This window comes from Vibrio sp. 1-1(7) (assembly GCF_013048485.1).
Lineage (GTDB): Bacteria > Pseudomonadota > Gammaproteobacteria > Enterobacterales > Vibrionaceae > Vibrio > Vibrio fujianensis.
On the sequence record NZ_VHSP01000001.1, the window covers coordinates 1,383,763 to 1,403,600 of the forward strand.

Genomic DNA, 19,838 nt, shown 5'->3' on the forward strand with positions numbered 1-19,838 from the left:
CCTTATAACCGATCAAACAAACTAAGTTCATTGATTTTGACATAACTGGCCTGAGTGGCTTGCAACGCAGCAAGATATTTACTCAAACGAACGGAAGCCTCACCATAATCAAGCGCGGATAAATCACTGCTGACTTTATCAACAAACAACTTGTTCTCACCATGAGCACTATTGAGCAAGTCTAGGTTGTTATAACGCCCACCAATATTGGTCATTGCTCCTAAAACATTTGCCGAGGTTTGATCAATCACGCTCAGCGTCGCGTCTACCGTTGCCTGAAAATTTGCACTCGGAGCCGCAAATTCGCTAATCAGCGTATCAATTTGGTTAAGAACATTATTCCCGCCACCCAGCTCAAGGATCTCCTTCGCGGTGACATTTGATTCCATTGTTACGCCTTTAGCCACAGTAACCACGCGCTTATCGCTGTTTCCATCGACAATATATGCCCCGCCACTATGTTGTATCGCTGGTTTATTGGTTTTGGTTCCCGAAAATAGATAATGCCCTTCTTCATCTTGAGCATTAAAGGACGATTCAACCGCATCCCTTAAACTTTTAAGTTCCGTCACCATTCCATCGCGATCAACATCGGTAAGTGAACCATTTGCTCCCCACAACACAAGGTCGCGAATACTTTTTAAACTTTCATTGACAGAATCTAAATGCGTTTCTTGACGAGAAAGTGTCGTTTTAACATTCGCAATATTAGATTGATATTGATCGATTGCACTCCCTTCCCGTTCAAGATTTAGCAGCTTAATCGATGCCATCGGATCATCCGAAATCTTCGTTAAACGGTCACTGGTTGACATTTGTTGTAAGACTTGCCCCAAACCCGCATTATTACCTTGCAAACTTTGCAACATAATTTGGCTAAATTGGCTATCACTGATTCGCATCAAAACTTCCTTTTTAGACTAGTTGAAGAACGGAATCGAAAAGCTCGTTGGCTTTGCTGATCACTTTCATATTCGCGTTATGAGCATTAATAAATACCATTAAATTTGCCGCTTCTTCATCGCTATTGACGGCACTGACATTGTCTCTAGCCGCAATCGCTTGTTTATTCATTGTTGTTTTGGCATCAAAATCTGCAGTTGCTTGTCTGGCCTTGATCGCGGTTTGCCCGACCATGGCAGTGAATGCATCATTCAAGCTTAAAGAACCGTAACCTGTTACGCTCACCGCTTTATTACTTAATTCGATTAAGTGGCTCAACACACCGGAGTTACCAGGTGTTCCATCTTCAGAAAAAGCCAATTCTTCAGGTTGAATATCGGTAATGCTTAAGCTTGCGGCAGGGTTGGTGGGGTCGTACTGAAATAACGGCTTACCTGTGTTTGCGTTCAGATCTTTCCCCGTCGCAAGAATATGATTAAATTCATCAGCCAACGATTGAGCCATATCATCGAGCGCCCGTTGATTTGGCTTTAACACGTCATGTTGATAATCAACTAACGCCCCTAACTTGCCACCAACCGCATGAGAGATAGCAAAATTTTGCTTACCAAATTCCACCTGCAAATCCGCCATATAGGGATCAGCAGGATCGGGAATCGCTTTGAGTTTCGCCGCTTCTGCACCTATCACTAACGGTTGTCCTGATGCTAACGTCACTTGTAACGTGCCGTCTGGTTGATCGGTTGTTCTGACTTCGAGCACTTGAGCAAGCTCGCCAATTAACGCATCTCGGGCATCCAATAATTGGGCAGGATTACCTCCGGTGCCTTGCATTTCAGCGATCTGTTTGTTGGTATCCGCAATATTGCTCATCAAACTATTGGCGTGCAATATCGCAGCATTTTGCTGGTCGCTGATATCCTTATGCTGATGATGCAATGATTGGCTGAGGGTATGGAAACGATGCGATAACGCTTCTGACTCATTGATAATTTGTTGACGGTAAGGAATCGATTCAGGTTTAACCGTTGCATCATTGAGCGAAGTAAATAAGGTATCTAACCCAGCTGAAATACTAAAACCATCAGCAGACAAGGTGTTCTCAAGTTGACTCATGCTATTGGTATAACTTGAAGCATAACCTGCAAGGCTGTTCGTTAACCACGTTTGTTTCACTAAAAATTGTTCAGTTACCCGACGAATACTGGTGACTTCGACGCCTGAGCCAGGGCTGAGTCGATCATAAGTACCAGAGCCAATCGCGGCATGTACCGCCTGTTGACGACTATAGCCAGCAGTATTGACGTTAGCGACATTCTGCGCGGTTATCTCTAGCGCGACACGGTTGGCATTCAGACCCGACAAGGCAATATTAACGAGACTCATCTACAGCTCCATTTTTCGAACAAGTGGTTGAGAAAACGCCGTCGTCATGCCAACCTCATTTAGTACTTGCTTAACAGAGGCGACCGCTTCTGCGTTAACGTTAATCGCCGAGTTGACGCTTTGCTCAGCGTGATTATCGTGTGGCGACCTTCCTGCCGGCGCTAACCCGATAGGGGAGAACTTAATTTCATTGGCAGGCTCTATCGCCATGCTGCCGGTTAGCTCAACTTCACGCATTGATGGACTCAGTTGTTGTACTAACAGGTTAGCAATCCCTGAACTTTGTTTTTTGGCTAACTCTATCGCTAACTGTCCATCATACATATCTAAGAACATACCTTGTTGCTTACTAACAAAAGGGTTGTCTTTATCGGCTAACACATCACTGCTGCTACGCATCTGGCGTAATACCATTTGTAAGAACATGGCTTCAAATTGCCCAGCAACCGCTTCAATAGCGGCTTTATCATCACGACTACTTTTGATTTGATTCAAGGCATTATTGTCGTGGTACAAGATGTTACCCAATTGAGACGATTCTGGGTTGGTGTCTAATTTCATCTTGGCTCCCTTTTAAATTACGACTAATTCAGCATTCAGTGCGCCCGCTTCGTTCAAGGCTTGTAAAATTGACATTAAATCACTGGGAGTCGCTCCTAAGCTATTGACTGCATTAACAATAGTATTAATGTCTGTACCTGGGGGCCAGATCACCATCTGGGCTTGCTCTTCATTGATATCAATATCGCTCTGATTTACGACCTTGGTTTCACCATCAGCAAAGGCATTCGGTTGACTCACCTGTTGTGATTCCGAAATACGCACCGTAAGATTACCATGACTAACGGCGGCTTCTGCCACCTTCACATTTTGCCCAATCACGACCGTGCCAGTGCGAGAATTGAAGACAATACGCGCAGGTTTTCTTCCCTCTGTCACACTCATTTCTTCTAGCATCGACATCATAACCACGCGTTGCTGTGTATCCATCGGCGCTCGCATCTCTACCCGTGCCTTATTAATGGCTTTAGCGACATTAGGGCCAAAAGTGTTGTTAATTTCACGAGCGATATTCTTGGCTGTGGTAAAACTAGGTTTGCGTAGATTGAGGGTGATTTCTTCACGTTCATTGAAGTCGGTGGCAATCTCTCGCTCTAGAGTTGCCCCACTAGGAATGCGCCCTACGGTAGCGATATTCTGCTGAACTTTAGAACCGCTCCTTCCTTCAACCGATAACCCCCCAACGACAACATTGCCTTGCGCAACGGCATACACTTCGCCATCAATTCCTCGTAACGGCGTTAAGAGTAATGTTCCTCCTCGCAAGCTTTTTGCATCGCCAATAGAAGAGATGACGACATCAAGCGTTTGTCCTAGCCCAGCCATGGGATCAACGGAAGCGGTCACGCTCACTGAGGCAACGTTTTTTAGTTTAGGATCCATGCTTTCGTCGATTTGCACACCAAACTGACGAAGCATGTTGGTGATGGATTGTGAGGTGAATTTAACTTGATTGCGGTCACCCTGCCCATCAAGACCAACCACCAACCCATAGCCGACTAATTGGTTTTGCCGAATACCTTGCACATCAACCAAATCCATTAACGCTATTTTGTTTTCCGCTTGAGTTACCGGTGCCATACCCAACACCAACCCGATGAGAAATACTGAAAGAAAGATTTTGATTTGTTTCATTAGAAAGGCACCCAAGGGCTATTAAAGAATCGCGTTAACCAACCTGAAGCATTACTATCCGCCAAGGCACCGCGACCAGAATAGGTAATTCTTGCATCACCAATTCTTTTCGATGAAACCTGATTACTCCGACTGATATCATCCACTCGAATGATGCCCGTTAAGCGAATAAATTCATCGCCTTGATTGAGTCTTAGCCACTTCTCACCACTGATACGCAAAACACCATTGGGTAAGACTTCATGTACGGTCACGGTGATGGCACCTTGTAATTTATTTCCTTGCGAACTGGAAGCGCTACCATCAAAGCTACGATTGCCATCAATGCTAACGCCCAACTCATCAATGACTTTGCCGCCAATGGTCGGCACGCCCAAGTTCACCCCGGATTTCTTGCCAAATTGGGTTCCGGCTTTTTTACTCGATTCCGTTTCTTCAGAAAGTAAAACCGTCAGAATATCACCAACTCGATAAGCCCGACGATCTTGAAACAGAGTCATCGTATACTGGTGACGATAAAGACTGCCTGACTTCGCTTCAGGTAAAGTGTAATCGAGTTTTGGCGGCGCATATTCTTCACTGTTTGGCGAAGGAGGAACCAGCTCTGGTAGGCCAGAGCAGCCAACCAAAAGTAATGCACCAACAACCCAAGCGCGGGAAAATATTTTCATCACGTTCTCTTTCACCATCACCCTATTGTTTACATCGATTGCGCGACAAACTTGAGCATATCATCCGCAGCAGAAACCACTTTCGCATTCATTTCGTAGGCTCGTTGAGTAGTAATCATATCGACCATTTCTTCAACTACCTGAACATTCGAACCTTCTAATGAGCCCTGTTTAATCTGACCCACTCCATCTTCTCCAGCAATCAATTCATTGGCTGGCCCACTGGCCTCAGTTTCTTTAAACAGGTTTCCACCTACCGCTTCCAAGCCCGCCGGATTAATAAACTTAGCTAGAGTAATTTGTCCAAGCTGCTGTGGTGTCGGATCATCATTGCTGACCGAGGTTACCGTACCATCAACGCCAACAGAGACTGCAACAGCGTTATCTGGAACTTGAATTTGCGGCTCCAACGGTAGACCTTGGCTATTCACCATCAAACCTTCTGAATTGATATGAAATTGCCCATTACGGGTATACATTATTTGGCCATCGGTGTTTTCGATCTGAAAAAAACCTTGCCCCATAACCGCGAGGTCAAACTGTTGGCTAGTATTTTGGGTATTCCCTTGAGTAAAGACTTTTTGTGTGCCCACCACACGAACACCGCTACCGAGCTGAACGCCGGTTGGTAACTCATTAATCTGATCAACTTGCGCGCCCGGTTGGCGTTGAATACTGTAAAATAAGTCTTCAAATACAACGCGATCGCGTTTAAAGCCAACCGTGTTTACGTTGGCTAAGTTATTCGAAATGGCTGTCATTTTAGTATCTTGGGCTGCCATACCCGTTTTACTTACCCATAATGCTGAATGCATTGTGTCTCTCCTACAGAGGTTAGCGTTATCTCGCTGCCATTAATTTGTTACCGGCTTGAGCCAATGTCTCAGCGGTTTTCATCATCCGCACCTGCATCTCAAAATTGCGAGTCAAAGACATCACACTCAATAGTTCATTGATGGCAGAGACGTTACTTCCTTCCAAATGCTCGGGGGCCAATTGAACGGTTTCATCGACCGGGAAAGGAACACCATCAATGCTGTGTAACAGACTGTCACTCTCTTTTTGCAAGCGCCCTTCCGGTGGGTTGACCCGTTTTAATGTACCCACCTCTATTTTTGCACCACCTCCCGGTGGTGTAACAGACACAAGGCCCCGTTCACTAATTTCTACATTCTGGTAATCAGGCAGTACAAGTGCACCATTTTCACCCAAGACAGGAAAACCATTGATGCTCATCACACCAAAACTATCGACATTAATGTTCCCCGCACGGGTATAAGCTTCATTTCCCGCTGGCGTTTCAACCGCAAAGAACCCTTTTCCGCGCATGGCCACATCAAGCGGTCGACCTGTTTTTATCAAATCCCCCGCATCGAAACGGGTAGAGGCGGAGTTGGTTACGACCATAGTGCGGCCATCAAACCCAACCCCTTCAACGGGCAAACTTTGCACCCTTTCCATATCGGCACGAAAACCTGCCGTATCCGCATTTGACAAGTTATTGGAGTGAACATGCTGAGCTTTCAAGGCTCGAGTTGCACCGGAAGTGGCGGTAAATAACAAACTATCCATATCAAATTCCGTTAAACTGCATTAAATAAGGCTTGTGTTAACTTATCGCTGGTTGAAATGGTTTTCGCATTAGCTTGATAGTTACGCTGAGCGGTCATTAAACTTACTAGCTCATTGGTTAAATCCACATTAGACCCTTCTAACGCCCCAGGGGTTAAGTTGCCAAGTACGCCAGTTCTTGGGGTGCCAACGGCTGGCGAACCAGAACTAAAACTTTGTGTCCACGCCGTCCCACTCACTTTGGTTAAACCTTGAGGATTGGCAAAATCAGCTAAGACCACTTGCCCTTGTAATAGTGATTGACCATTAGTATAAGTTGCATAAACTTCACCATTATCCTCAACGCGAATGCCCTTCAATTCACCAGCGCCATAACCATTTGGATTATTTTTGCTCACACTAAATGCTGCGCCAAATTGCGTTGTGCCTGTTAGATCGACGGCTAGACTTACAGGATTTGCGCCTGAGGCATTAAATGCGATGTTAAATGGTGAGGAAGGGCTAGCCATTTTACCTTCAGCATCAAAGGTTACTGTTTGAGCTTTAGTGGGAGCGGTCAACGCCGTACTTCCGCCATCGACTTCCATATTGATTTGCCACGTATTATCAGCGGTCTTAGTAAAATACTGAGTCACCGTGTGGCCGTTACCCAAAGAGTCGTACACCTTGGTGGTATAAGAGGAGTTAAATGTCTTCGGATCGCTTGCATTGAATGGTGCGGTAATGACAGGAGAGGTCACATCAAAATTAGCCACAAAGTCGATTTTGTCGGTCGCTTCTGCACCCAGTGAGGCATTCGAAATTTTAATATCACCCACCATACCCGACAAAAGCTGGTTTTTGCTATCAACACTGTAACCTTGCAGCTTTGCACCGTTGTTAGCGACAACATAATTGTCCTTATCGGGAGCAAAAATCCCCGCGCGAGTATACAGAGTTTGCCCTGAATGATCTTTGGTGACAAAAAAACCATTACCATTAATTGCAATATCCATTGCCCGCCCCGTGTTGATCACCGAGCCGTTTTTATCGAAATTTTGCGAAATTGAAGCGACTTCAACGCCACTCGCTTGCATACCGCTATAAACTGATGAAAATTCAGTTCGAGCACCTTTAAAACCAAATGTCGACGCATTCGCAATATTGTTACTGATTGTATTCAATTCAGAGTTCGTGGCATTTAAACCACTAAGTGCAATGTTAAAGCTCATAATTGACTTTTTTCCTTATCGGGTTAGGCACCAAACTGGGAGATTTGATAAAAAGGGATTGAACCAACACCTTGGACGTTAACAAGCGCTGCCCCACCGTTACTTGGGATACGAACTTGTTCAACTTTGCCCGCTAGCAGCATATTAGGACGAGTTTGTCCCTCTTGTACCTCAACAGAGATGGTGTATTTGCCCGGTTTTAAACCCAGTTTCTTTGGATCAATAGAGAAATCGAGATCACCGGCGGCATGAGCGCCAAGCGAAACTTTCGTTTGTTGCCCGAACTCATCTTTGATCATCAGGTTGACTTGATTCGACGCATGCTCAAGCTCAATTCGCCCATGCTGCGCCTCATCATCCAGTTGAAATTCGTTGGCGACCACATAGACTGTTTGCCCAACTAAACTAGCGGTTGAAAGCACTTGCATGTTATCTAGTAAAACCATGCTGTTTTTCATCAAGCTGGACATATTTTCCATACTGCGAACTTGAGAAAACTGCGCTAACTGACTGACGTATTCCGTCCCATCTAACGGGTTTAGAGGATCCTGATTTTTAATTTGAGCGACCATAAGATTGATAAACTCATTTTGCAAAGCAGTGCCTCCGTTGGGATCCTGAGGGTTAGCTGCAACTTTTGGCGTCTCATAATTAGTCGATGCTACTGGAATATCTGCCGAAAAAGCCGTGTATTGGGCAAGACTCATTAACTACCCTGCCCTAACTTAAGTAAACCTTGTTGCATACTTTTTACATTCGCAAGCACTTCAACGTTGGTTTCAAAACTACGAGTGGCCGACATCATATCCGCCATCTCGGCGACAACATCAATATCTGGATAGAAAACGTAGCCTTCATCATTCGCTAAAGGATGATGTGGCTCAAAGCGTTTTTCCGCTTGCCCAGCACTTTGTACGACATCAACAATGCGTACTTCCCCGCTCGGATAGCTGTTACTTTCTGGGGCCAGTTGTGTCTTGTTATACACCGTGGCAAAAACAGGCTTTAACGCCTTATAGGCATCATTTGGATTTGCAGATACCGCATCGGCATTTGCTAGGTTACTGGCAATGGTATTTAATCGCACTGTCTGTGCATTCATCGCCGAACCGGTAACAGAATAAATATCATTAAATGACATGGTTAACGTCCTTCAATTGCTTTCGCCAGCCCATTGAATTTCATATTCAGAAAAGTCAGACTGGTTTGAAAATCCATATTATTTTTCGTGAACTTAGCTTGCTCAACGCTCAGCTCTACGGTATTCCCATCTTTACTGTTTTGATAAGGGACGGCGTACTGAGTTTGCACTTCAAACCTAGCTCTAGGTTGACTTATACGGCCAGATGAGTGCTGATCCATAACAGTTGTAAAACTTAAATCTTTGGCCAAATATCCTGGGGTATCAACATTTGCTAGGTTACTGGCCAGGACTTTGGTACGCTGAACACGAAAGTTGAGAGCATCGGTATGAACACCCAGAGCACTATCAAATGAGATCGCCATTCAAGTTTCCTTTAAGTCGTTTACGGTCTGACTTAATAAGAATCAAAATACATGCCAATCAAATAAGTTATTTTTTTCAATGAGTTATAAAAAAGAAAGGAAAGCAAACTTCCGCAACGCGGAAACAAAAAAAGTCAGTAGGAAGCAAGGTAAACGCCACCCCATCCATACCATGCTACTTGCTGTCTGGTTGTTTTTTACTCTGCCAAGCTTAGCGATGGAAGCCCAGACTGAAAACCAAATCAAACAATATGTCTCAAGCCAGTTTGAACAAGAAGTGCACGATTATGCCCGCAATGAACATTGGCAGCACTACCGGCTAAATTACGAATTATGGCTACCTAAGTCAGTCCAGCATTTGCCTAAGTGTACAAAACGCCTTTTTATTTCAACCCGAGATTATCATTCACTGCCTATCGGAAACCTAAAACGTGCCATCAGTTGTAATGACCTTAATAATACTTGGCGTATTAATGTCACCATAAAAGCCAGCATCTCTTTACCTGTCGTCGTAACAGATAAAACCATCAACCGAAATACCACACTCTCTGCCGCCGATCTAAAAGTAGAACGTCGAACATTAACCAAGCAAGACAGCTTCTACACCGACCCTAACCAAGCTATCGGTCTCGAAACCATCAGACGCATACGAGGTGGCACCGTGTTGAGCCAAAGTGATGTACAAGTCTCCGCCGTGATCGAAAAAGGTAATGAAATTATTTTAATTGCTAACAAAGATGGATTTATCGCAACCACAAAAGGAATTGCTTTAGAAGATGGATACTTAGGCAAACAAATTGAGGTACAAAATATCAGTTCAGGAAACGTTATTCGTGCCGTCGTAACCGGAAAAAATCAAGCAAAAACGCTATTTTGATTTCCGATTCTAGTGATCCATATTCACGGCCGTGAATAACAAAGCAATTTTATATCCCCTTCCTACTTGAAGCCGCAGCGGTGTTGGCTACGTTCGTTCACCCCAATCACATCGCCTGTCTATGCTCATGGGGATGATGAGAGCCATCCGTGGCTCTCATCAAAGGCCAGCCTACGGCTGTTCACATTTGTTACTCACTTGCCGCCGACCAGCAACGCCAAGTTGTTTGGGTATACCTTTCAACATAAAAATAAGCTGAAGCTTAAAATCATAATTTCGATTTAACTATCGTCATCTGTTGGCCGCCTAAGTACAATAGGAGAGGATGATTGAGGATAATGACATGAAAATTGATAAAATAGCCGGTGGGAACGTATCTCACACAAGCTTGCAGCAAACAACAACAAAAACGGTCGACATGCCAACTAGAGCCAAAACACCAGAGCATCAGGTGCAAGTGGACACAACAGCAATCGAGCATGCTCAGAAAGAGATGGCCGCTCTTCCAGACATCGACATGGCAAAAGTAGAGCAAGTTAGAAATGCGCTGACAAACGGTCAATTAAGCCTAGACTCAAAAGCATTATCAAAAGCGCTAATGCAATTTTATACGGGACACGAGTAAGACTATCATTGAGGATATCACGATGGCATCACCCAAAGTTCAACGAATTCAAGCCGTTATTAACAGTATTAGCATCGATATAAAACTATACCAACAGCTGCTAGAGCTACTTAGAGAACAAAAATCTATTTACCTCACATTTGATAGCGTGGCATTAAACGACAACGTAGCTCAGCAAATCCCGATACTCAATCAGCTAAGTCATCATGCCACTGAGCGAAGTTTGCATCTACGCAAACTTGGGCTTCCCATTCATGAACACAGTGTCCAACGCATTTGTAATGCGCTTCCCTCAGAGCTTAATATCAAGGCCAGAAATCAATGGACATATCTCAAGAGTTTGATTCATGAGTGCCACCAGCTCAATCAAAGCAATGGACAAAGCTCAGCGGCTTTCCATGAAATAATGCATCATATCAAACATCCAACCCAGCATACTTATGAAGAACAACGGTTTTAATACCAGATTTTAATACTCATTGTCACCACCCAAAATCATCCGTAGCTTTCTAGCTACTGGCATTTTTTATTTTATAAAGACTTGGCTAGTTTTTACCACAAAGCCTACGCGATTCGAATATCAATAAGCAGGAAATAAGCTTATATAACAGATGGTTATAAAGGTAGCCTTTCTCAATACCATGCGTGGATTTTTTTATTTTTTGCGTCTCGTCGACGTTTTAGTTCTGCTCTGGCCCAGCTGAGGATTCTTGCATACCACAACGAGGCTCTTGTTTCTCTTCAACACTCAGCCATCACGAACCCGAGGTAATTCTATCCATCTTGTGCCTCCAACTTATCGCAGTACATTTTTAAAACGCATCAAAACGTGAGTTACCAGCAAGAGACCTTGGGGATATTTTGAGATTGTTTTTCATACACATCTTGAAAGCCATCAATACTGCCCAAAGATTATACAAAGCGGAATAACCTCGTTAAGTAAAAGGATCAAATCATGGGTTTAAAACCAGGACCAAAACCAATAGCTAAGTCGACCGGTAAGCCAGATCAGCGTCGGCGTGACAATAAAAAAACACCAGGAAATACTCCTGGCTTAAAGCCGAGCAAATCTTCAACCAAATAACGCAACCTCAATATCGAGTCAGAGTAAGCGGTACTGACTCTTGTAGCTCAACTCAAAACTCACTTTTGCCCCAAAACGTGTCAGCAATGATGAGTTGTACATTTCATCGTCCAATAATTTGGCTTAGTTTTTCTGCGACGCAGAGATAAACAATAGGCTTTCAGATGCAAACTTGTTGTCAGGTTCGATTTGTAGCCAAAACCTTAGTTTCCCCTCTAGCGACTGAAGATAATAAGGATTCTTAATCTTATGTTTGCTGATATGGGATACTAGTCCATATTGTCTTATGTAATGAATCTCTTGCTTTATTTGGCGTCTAGAAGAACGAGGTAAAGTAAGACGATCGCCTTGCACAGATATTCCTGTGACAATTTTTTGCTTATCACCAATTATTAAGCTTGTCTTTTGTTTATTGAGGGATAGGCCAGTATTAGTGATTACATCCGATATGATGTCGATAACCTTGTGGGGAATGTAGTCACCTGAAAAGGTTAAGTCATCGGCATACCTTGTGTAGTTCAGGCTATATTTCTTTGAAAGTTTGTATAGCCTATTATCTAAGTGCCTAAGTAAGATATTGCTCAAAGCGGGACTTGTTGAGGCTCCTTGTGGAAGTACACCATACAAGCAGCAAATGGATGCTAAGTAATATGAGACATTGTGCGAATACCCCAGGTTTGAAAAAAGTCTAATTACCCAATTTATAGGAATGGAGGGAAAAAATTCCTCCATATCCATCTTTAAGATAGCTGTTTGACCTAGGTGGGGTGTTGCATTGCTGATAATAGATCTTTTTTCTCTATATGCATGACAGCAAAAGTGAACGGGTATTGTTTTTAATATGTTTTCGTATATCCAAGTTTGGCACATCAGGAGGGATGGATATGGCGCTGAGACAAGTCTTCTACCACCACGTTTCTTTGGTATTGAAAACTCTCGATAGAAGCGACTTGAATTCGCGATCATTTTCTGGAGCTCATTAAGCTCAACACCCATCAGTTTAGATAGGTGCTCAATTTCAAATATGACTGGCAAATTGGCTTGGATAAGGTTTCGCACATAAGGCATGTACTGAGCAATTAGGTGTTCAGATATACCTCTATCAACAAAGAATAATTCCCAGTTATTTATTTCAAGCTCTTGTTTTTTATTCATAGTATGTTTGAAATGACTTGTAGAAGCTACCTTCTATACTACGCACCTACATTTAAATCTTGCAGATTTCGCTCGCGAAATATGTGAGATTTAAATGCCGTAAGAATAGCGAAGCTATTCACGCTTACTTACGATTTTTATCTTTTCGAAAATCGTAAGTAAGTGGTTAACGCCAACCTTAACCTGAGAGCGACTACACTCCAACGTACTAGCTTCTACAAGCCAGACACTAATGTATATGAAACTAGTGCGTTTTAAAAGTCTTCTCGTCTAATAAACAAAGACTTGGAACATAAAAGTCAGATGTGGAGACCTTCTTCGATAAAAACCTATCAGGAACAGTCCTCCACGGTCGTTCTTTTTGTTGTAAACTTTTTTGGGTGAGACATGCAATACCATCTGGAGTGATTAAAAAGAAATCATCGGCGGCTTCTTTTATTAAGGCTTTGTCACAGAGAGATCGAACTGTTTTAGAGTAATCCGTAAAAGAAAAATCTAGACGCCGAAAAAAGCTAAATGCATCAAGACCTTTGGCTGATTTCCATAAGGCGTTTAGTGCTTTAATCTCCATCGGTTTAAGCTTCGTCATCATGCATCTCCCATAGCGCGAATAAGCAGTGTTTCGCGTGCAGTGTTATCTTTGAAAAATGGCCACCAAAAGATAGGAAAAACACTATTTGGTGTATTACCGTCATCCCTTGTGTACAAAGACTCTGTACCGCCATAGCCTCGACATGGCAGCGCTCTATTCTTATAGGATGTTGATAATATACTCTCTAACCTATCCATCAGTGCTAATTTTCTTGCTGTTTCAGCCGCATCATTATGCTCAGATATACCTTGTTCTAAAACAAGATATGACGTTAAGTCTACATCAGACTCTTTAGCCTTCTTGACTCCAATGCTTGATGCTGCAATGACTTTTACGTAAATCTTAATATTTGTAACACCATTGTCGTTAAAGAGTTTTTTGAGTGTATTGACCCTACCAACAATCGTTTTACCACTACCGACAAACTCATCCACTAGCACTATATTGGTGTGCTTCTTTCCGTGCCTGTTGAACTCTTTATATGCGCGTTGAAAATTAGTGACGGTGATATGTTCTCGCCACTTCATTTTTTCAAATGGCGCTTTTAGAGCATAAGTAACAAACTGTGCGCTATCCGAACTATAGTCACCAGTCATTGCTACAACTTGAGTCGTCTTATCTTCCAAGTTAGGATCTGTTGCAATATCTTCAACTAACATATTTATTAGTTCGCTGAATCTTTCGTAAGAAACATGCGTGAACCTCTCTAGTAGTTCAAGAATCAGCTCTCGTTCCTCTTCCGAATTACAATCTGAAAACAGAAGCTCTTGTAATTCATCAACTTTATCTTCAAGCCAAGGTTGTTTTTTCGTTAGATTGAAAAGGATCTTAAAAACACTCTTATTCATTTTTATATCAATAGTCGGTGGAAAAATTCGTTATTCAAAGGAAACTAATCAAGTAAAGTTATTATGAAACGAATTGATAGCTCACCTCATATTAGAGGCACCTAGTTACTTAAGTCAAAAAGAAGTTGTGAAAGTGTCATAAGCCCCTCGTTTGCTAAGTACCCGATAGTTATATATGAGCTTTTGATGCGGTGGAATCAAAAGGCTTTACCTCAGTTGAGGTAATGCACGCTTTACTAATTTAGTAAAATCGATAGCAAACTTATGTCCAGAAACTAGTTACAGCTTCACAATAATCAGTGTGATCGCCATAACCGGCCCGTGTGCTTTCTAATTACTTGCGTCGGCCAAACGGCCAGCGCTCATTTTGTCTATTTGATCGACCGATCTCATCATGTCCTTATAAGCACGCCCAGCCAACCTGTTTGGGAATACCTCCATTTTAACGGCAATCGCTTTTATCTTCTGGCCGTATCCGGTGTTGTGCTGCCTCTATCTCCCAAAATAGAACGCCTTCATCGCTGTGAACTGATACAACCATAAAAAATGCCAGTCAATAATACTGACTGGCATTTTTATTTTATAAGGACTTGGCTAGTTTTTACAACTAAGCCTACTCCCACTCAATGGTCGCAGGTGGCTTACCGGAGATGTCATACACCACGCGAGAAATGCCATCGACTTCATTGATGATTCGATTCGACACCTTACCTAAGAAATCATAAGGTAAATGCGCCCAATGAGCGGTCATAAAGTCGATCGTTTCAACTGCACGTAGTGACACAACCCAGTCGTATTTACGGCCATCACCCATTACGCCAACCGAGCGCACGGGTAAGAAAACGGTAAACGCTTGCGATACTTTATTGTACAAATCGGCATTGTGCAGCTCTTCAATAAAGATAGCGTCAGCACGACGTAGCAAATCGCAATACTCTTTCTTAATTTCGCCCAGTACACGCACACCAAGGCCTGGCCCTGGGAATGGATGACGATAAAGCATGTTGTATGGCAAACCAAGCTCTAGGCCAATCTTACGCACTTCATCTTTAAACAGTTCGCGTAATGGCTCAACTAGCCCCATTTCCATGTCGTCAGGTAAACCACCTACGTTGTGATGTGATTTGATGACATGCGCTTTACCCGTTTTTGATGCAGCTGACTCAATTACATCTGGATAAATCGTGCCTTGTGCTAACCATTTGGCATTTTTAAGTTTTTTAGCTTGTTCATCAAAGACTTCAACAAAAACATGGCCAATGGTTTTACGTTTCTCTTCAGGATCTGCTTTGCCTTCTAAAGCTGATAGGAAGCGTTCTTCCGCATCCACTTTGATGATGTTTAGGCCAAATTTATTGCCAAACATGTCCATCACTTGTTGGCCTTCATTGAGACGTAGTAGGCCGTTGTCGACGAAGACACAAGTCAGTTTATCGCCAATCGCACGGTGGACTAGCATCGCAACGACAGAAGAATCGACCCCACCAGAAAGGCCGAGGATCACTTCATCATCACCCACTTGCGCTTTAATACGGGCAATCGCATCTTCAATGATGGATTCAGAAGTCCATAGTCGCTCACAACCACAAATATCGAGTACAAAATTCTCGAGCATTTTTAGGCCATTTTTAGTATGCGTTACTTCTGGGTGGAACTGAACCCCATAGTATTTCTTCTCTTCATTGGCCATTGCTGCGTATGGGCAAGTTTCGGTTTCACCAATTTTTACGAAATCGGCTGGAATTTCCACCACTTTATCACCGTGACTCATCCAAACATCTTGAATTGCTTCAAGATCTTTAAATAGTGCCGACTGGCCTGAAACATTAACTTGTGCGTAGCCGAACTCACGCTCGTTTGAGCTAGCCACGCGGCCCCCCAACTGCTCAGCCATGGTTTGCATGCCATAGCACACACCAAAGACTGGCACGCCTGAATCAAATACATATTGAGGTGCGCGAGGTGAGTTAAGCTCAGTTACGCTTTCAGGGCCACCAGACAAAATAATGCCGTCAGGGTTAAACTCTCGAATATCGGCTGCTGCGACATCCCAGCTCCATAATTCGCAGTACACCCCGATTTCACGGACACGACGAGCTACCAGTTGAGTATATTGAGAACCGAAGTCTAGAATAAGGATTCGTTGATCATGAATATTCTTGGTCATTATTAAGCAATCTTATCAGCTAAATTAAGAAACGGAGGCGAGTCTACCCGCCTCTCGATAGGTCATCAAGGAAAAAAGCAAACGTTTACGTTTAACCCATACGATAATTAGGGGCTTCTTTTGAAATCTGTACGTCATGGACGTGAGACTCTTTCATGCCCGCTCCTGAAATACGGACAAATTGTGCTTGCGTACGCAGTGCTTCAATACTTGCCGATCCGGTTAGCCCCATGCATGAACGAAGCCCCCCCATCTGTTGATGGACGATCTCTTTAAGGAGGCCTTTATAAGCAATACGGCCTTCAATACCTTCAGGAACTAATTTGTCTGCCGCATTATCGGTTTGGAAGTAACGATCAGAAGAGCCTTTAGACATCGCACCAAGCGATCCCATGCCACGGTAAGCTTTATAAGAACGACCTTGATACAGGATCACTTCACCGGGTGCTTCTTCGGTGCCAGCAAACATGGAGCCAACCATCACACAAGATGCGCCGGCAGCAATCGCTTTTGAAATATCACCCGAGAAACGAATGCCACCATCAGCAATAACAGGGATACCATACTCATTGGCAACACCCGCCGCATCGGCAATGGCAGTCACTTGAGGAACACCAACCCCAGTCACAATACGTGTGGTACAGATAGACCCAGGGCCAATACCCACTTTAACCGCACTAACACCAGCTTCAATCAATGCGCGAGCACCTTCCGCTGTTGCGACATTACCACCGATAATATCGAGATCAGGATAAGCCGCTCGAGTTTCACGAATACGTTGCAGTACACCTTCAGAATGACCATGAGAAGAATCGATCAGTAAGACATCCACGCCAGCTTCCACTAACGCTTTCACGCGCTCTTCATTGCCAGGAGCGGCTCCAACAGCTGCACCAACCCGTAAGCGACCTTGCTCATCTTTACAAGCATTGGGTTTACTTTCTGCTTTATAGAAATCTTTTGCCGTGATCATACCGGTTAATTGGAAATCGTCATTGACGACAAGAACTTTTTCAACACGCGCTTTATGCATCCGTTCTTGAACGTCTTCACGAGAAGCGCCTTCTTTAATCGTTGCTAGGCGATCTTTCGGTGTCATCACATCTGAAACCGATTTAGAAAGGTCTGTCACAAAACGAACGTCTCGCCCGGTAATGATGCCAACCAATTCGTGATTTTCAGACACCACAGGGAAGCCAGCAAAACCATGTTTTTTGGTTAAGCTCATGACATCGGCAATCGTTGCATCTGGACGAACTGTAACTGGGTTGGTGACGATACCCGCTTCAAAGATCTTAACTTGGCGGACTTCTTCAGCTTGCTGTTCAATGGACATATTTTTATGGATAAAGCCCAAACCACCTTCTTGTGCAAGAGCAATTGCTAGGCGCGCTTCTGTTACTGTATCCATAGACGCTGAAATCATAGGAATATTTAGCGTGATGTTTTTGGTAAGTCGAGTGCGAAGATCGGCTGTGTTCGGCAGAACAGTAGAGTGTGCAGGAACGAGTAAAACGTCATCGAAGGTTAGTGCTTCTTTAGCAATTCGTAGCATTTGCAATATCTCACAACATAGATGTTAAAGAGTATTAAATCCACTTTATCGTTTCGCATAATAAAGGGATTTAGATTTGATATTGCGGACGGATTATACGCCCAGAGCAATCGATTGACCACTCATTTTTTTAATTTTAATTTGCAATCCACCCCTTGCTATGTATTATATTGCCGCTAATTTCCATACTCACGTCTGGTTCAATTAGCGGTGCCCTCCTTGACTAATCAAAATATTTATACTGTTTCCCGCCTAAATGCAGAAGTCCGGTTGTTGCTCGAAAATGAGATGGGCGTTATATGGTTAATCGGCGAAATTTCTAATTTTTCTGCACCTGTTTCTGGCCACTGGTATTTAAGCCTGAAAGATAATCGCGCCCAAGTGAAATGTGCCATGTTCAAAGGGAATAACCGTCTTGTTCGTTTTAAGCCTCAGAACGGCCAACAAGTGTTAGTCAAAGCTAGGCTCTCTTTGTATGAGCCTCGTGGTGATTATCAAATTATCATTGAAAGCATGCAGCCTGAAGGCGATGGACGGCTACAACAAGAATTTGAACAACTCAAAATGCAACTGGCCGCAGAAGGGTTATTTGCGCAATCACTCAAAAAACCACTGCCAGAACACCCGCGCTGTGTGGGCGTGATCACCTCAAAAACCGGAGCTGCTCTGCACGATATTTTGCAGGTGCTGAAACGCCGCGATCCAAGCCTGCCGATCATTATTTATCCGACCATAGTGCAAGGTAGTGAAGCTGCAATCAGTATTGCTCAGGCCATTGGCTGTGCTAATTCTCGCGCAGAATGTGATGTATTGATCGTGGGACGCGGTGGTGGCTCGTTAGAAGATTTATGGTGCTTTAATCATGAAATCGTGGCTCGAACTATTGCGGCGAGTGAAATTCCGGTTATTAGTGCCGTTGGGCATGAAATTGATGTCACGATTGCAGATTTCGTTGCAGACATGCGAGCCCCAACTCCGTCAGCGGCCGCTGAAATGGTTAGTCGAGATAATAGCCATAAAAAACAAACATTTGCTAATTATCAACATAAATTAGCAAGTGGCATGCGCTACTATTTAACTCAGCAATACACCGGCCTTAAACAGCGACAACATCAGTTGGATAAGCACCACCCGATTCATCGGTTACAACGTCAACAACAACAATTAGACGAGCTAAACTTTCGTTTAGAAAGAGCCATCCAACGCCGTTTGTCGACCGCGCATCAACAGGTTGTAAACTCATACCATCATCTGCAACGACTGTCTCCAGAAAAGCAGCTACAAGCTCAAAAATACCGCTTGAATTTATGCGAACGCCAATTAACAGCCGCAATGGAACGAGCCCTCGTTACCTCTCGTCATCGTTATACGCTACTGATTGACAAACTGCATACCGTCAGCCCATTAGCCACTTTATCGCGTGGTTATTCAATCACTCAAAATGAGCAAGGAAAAGTGATCCGCCGTGCAGATGAAGTCAAAACGGGCGATAAACTTGTGACACGACTTGCACAAGAAGCGATACATTCCACAGTAAATTAGTCGATTTTCTGAAATTCAGCACGAACCCGCGATTTAGATTTCAACTCATTGCACCGATTACAAAAGTAGTTAGCAGCGCCACATGCTTGGAGTTTTGCTAACTCTTGATCACAATCAGGACAATGCGCTATTTTTTTATAGTGAACCTGACAACTCACGCAGTGATACTGGCCATCCCACTTTAATGTATCCGCACACTGCGGACATAATTCATTCATGGTTTATTTCCGATGCTATTTTTTCTTGAATCATAATAGCTATAGCTTAAGAGTACAAATCGAACGGATTTAGATCGTACATTGGCGCTGAAAATGATCTCCCCGCCCAAATAGAAGCGATCATAGGCTGATCTTTTGCTTTCTTCAGCATGATCAGCGATCACCAGCAAAAAGAACATTTATATCACCACACACCGAAAGCATAAGTTACATATTCTGCATTTGGATTTT

At 43.5% G+C, this 19,838-nt stretch carries 21 protein-coding genes; 4 read left to right on the plus strand and 17 right to left on the minus strand.

The window, feature by feature from the left end:
• Positions 1-2: 2 nt before the first annotated feature.
• Genes flgL through flgB form a run of 11 tightly spaced genes read right to left on the minus strand, consistent with a single transcriptional unit; the run spans position 3 to position 8,944 of the window.
• On the minus strand, positions 3-902 hold the full coding sequence (gene flgL, locus FKN05_RS06370) for a flagellar hook-associated protein FlgL (protein ID WP_099611931.1): 900 nt from the start codon (positions 900-902) through the stop codon (positions 3-5).
• A 13-nt stretch (positions 903-915) separates the two neighbouring features.
• Positions 916-2,289 (minus strand): flagellar hook-associated protein FlgK, encoded by a 1,374-nt coding sequence (gene flgK, locus FKN05_RS06375; protein ID WP_170887123.1) that lies wholly within the window; start codon positions 2,287-2,289, stop codon positions 916-918.
• The gene (locus FKN05_RS06380) at positions 2,290-2,850 is read right to left on the minus strand and encodes a rod-binding protein (RefSeq protein ID WP_170887124.1); all 561 of its coding nucleotides are present in this window, start codon (positions 2,848-2,850) and stop codon (positions 2,290-2,292) included. It lies immediately after the preceding gene.
• Between the two features lie 12 nt (positions 2,851-2,862).
• Positions 2,863-3,984, minus strand: a complete 1,122-nt coding sequence (locus FKN05_RS06385) for a flagellar basal body P-ring protein FlgI (RefSeq protein ID WP_170887125.1) — start codon at positions 3,982-3,984, stop codon at positions 2,863-2,865.
• Positions 3,984-4,655 (minus strand): flagellar basal body L-ring protein FlgH, encoded by a 672-nt coding sequence (gene flgH, locus FKN05_RS06390; RefSeq protein WP_099611927.1) that lies wholly within the window; start codon positions 4,653-4,655, stop codon positions 3,984-3,986. The genes FKN05_RS06385 and flgH overlap by 1 nt, the downstream gene beginning before the upstream one ends.
• Before the next feature lie 29 nt (positions 4,656-4,684).
• Entirely contained in the window at positions 4,685-5,470 is a 786-nt protein-coding gene (flgG, locus tag FKN05_RS06395) for a flagellar basal-body rod protein FlgG (RefSeq protein ID WP_099611926.1), read from the minus strand.
• A gap of 25 nt (positions 5,471-5,495) precedes the next feature.
• Entirely contained in the window at positions 5,496-6,227 is a 732-nt protein-coding gene (locus FKN05_RS06400; RefSeq protein WP_099611925.1) for a flagellar basal-body rod protein FlgF, read from the minus strand.
• Positions 6,228-6,238: 11 nt separating this feature from the next.
• Complete coding sequence (gene flgE, locus FKN05_RS06405; protein WP_170887126.1) at positions 6,239-7,438, minus strand: flagellar hook protein FlgE; 1,200 nt, start codon at positions 7,436-7,438, stop codon at positions 6,239-6,241.
• Between the two features lie 23 nt (positions 7,439-7,461).
• Positions 7,462-8,145 carry a flagellar hook assembly protein FlgD gene (gene flgD / locus FKN05_RS06410; RefSeq protein WP_170887127.1) on the minus strand — a complete coding sequence of 228 codons (684 nt, stop codon included), beginning with the start codon at positions 8,143-8,145 and terminating at the stop codon, positions 7,462-7,464.
• A complete protein-coding gene (gene flgC, locus FKN05_RS06415; protein ID WP_161428353.1) occupies positions 8,145-8,579 on the minus strand; it encodes a flagellar basal body rod protein FlgC in 435 nt (144 codons plus the stop codon). The genes flgD and flgC overlap by 1 nt, the downstream gene beginning before the upstream one ends.
• Before the next feature lie 2 nt (positions 8,580-8,581).
• Entirely contained in the window at positions 8,582-8,944 is a 363-nt protein-coding gene (flgB, locus tag FKN05_RS06420) for a flagellar basal body rod protein FlgB (RefSeq protein WP_099611921.1), read from the minus strand.
• Positions 8,945-9,023: 79 nt separating this feature from the next.
• Here flgB and flgA point away from each other — a divergent pair, with 79 nt between their 5' ends.
• The 3 genes from flgA to flgN all read left to right on the plus strand — a co-directional run bounded on the left by flgA (position 9,024) and on the right by flgN (position 10,906).
• Positions 9,024-9,821 (plus strand): flagellar basal body P-ring formation chaperone FlgA, encoded by a 798-nt coding sequence (gene flgA, locus FKN05_RS06425; RefSeq protein ID WP_170887128.1) that lies wholly within the window; start codon positions 9,024-9,026, stop codon positions 9,819-9,821.
• Positions 9,822-10,164: 343 nt separating this feature from the next.
• Positions 10,165-10,446: a flagellar biosynthesis anti-sigma factor FlgM gene (gene flgM, locus FKN05_RS06430; RefSeq protein WP_161428351.1), complete on the plus strand. Its 282-nt coding sequence runs from the start codon at positions 10,165-10,167 to the stop codon at positions 10,444-10,446.
• A 22-nt stretch (positions 10,447-10,468) separates the two neighbouring features.
• A complete protein-coding gene (flgN, locus tag FKN05_RS06435; protein WP_170887129.1) occupies positions 10,469-10,906 on the plus strand; it encodes a flagellar protein FlgN in 438 nt (145 codons plus the stop codon).
• 747 nt (positions 10,907-11,653) lie between these two features.
• Here the strand turns inward: flgN and FKN05_RS06440 are convergent.
• The 5 genes from FKN05_RS06440 to guaB all read right to left on the minus strand — a co-directional run bounded on the left by FKN05_RS06440 (position 11,654) and on the right by guaB (position 17,847).
• Complete coding sequence (locus tag FKN05_RS06440) at positions 11,654-12,685, minus strand: retron St85 family RNA-directed DNA polymerase (protein WP_170887130.1); 1,032 nt, start codon at positions 12,683-12,685, stop codon at positions 11,654-11,656.
• 244 nt (positions 12,686-12,929) lie between these two features.
• Entirely contained in the window at positions 12,930-13,277 is a 348-nt protein-coding gene (locus FKN05_RS06445; RefSeq protein ID WP_170887131.1) for a hypothetical protein, read from the minus strand.
• Positions 13,274-14,125, minus strand: a complete 852-nt coding sequence (locus FKN05_RS06450; protein ID WP_170887132.1) for a phosphoribosyltransferase-like protein — start codon at positions 14,123-14,125, stop codon at positions 13,274-13,276. Before FKN05_RS06450 ends, FKN05_RS06445 begins: the two co-directional genes overlap by 4 nt.
• A gap of 613 nt (positions 14,126-14,738) precedes the next feature.
• Positions 14,739-16,292: a glutamine-hydrolyzing GMP synthase gene (gene guaA, locus FKN05_RS06455; protein WP_161427913.1), complete on the minus strand. Its 1,554-nt coding sequence runs from the start codon at positions 16,290-16,292 to the stop codon at positions 14,739-14,741.
• 91 nt (positions 16,293-16,383) lie between these two features.
• A complete protein-coding gene (guaB, locus tag FKN05_RS06460) occupies positions 16,384-17,847 on the minus strand; it encodes an IMP dehydrogenase (protein WP_170887133.1) in 1,464 nt (487 codons plus the stop codon).
• A gap of 210 nt (positions 17,848-18,057) precedes the next feature.
• Here guaB and xseA point away from each other — a divergent pair, with 210 nt between their 5' ends.
• Positions 18,058-19,389 (plus strand): exodeoxyribonuclease VII large subunit, encoded by a 1,332-nt coding sequence (gene xseA, locus FKN05_RS06465; protein WP_170887134.1) that lies wholly within the window; start codon positions 18,058-18,060, stop codon positions 19,387-19,389.
• On the opposite strand, the gene FKN05_RS06470 is transcribed toward xseA, so the two are convergent.
• On the minus strand, positions 19,386-19,607 hold the full coding sequence (locus FKN05_RS06470) for a zinc ribbon domain-containing protein (RefSeq protein ID WP_161427915.1): 222 nt from the start codon (positions 19,605-19,607) through the stop codon (positions 19,386-19,388). The genes xseA and FKN05_RS06470 overlap by 4 nt on opposite strands.
• Positions 19,608-19,838: the final 231 nt, after the last annotated feature.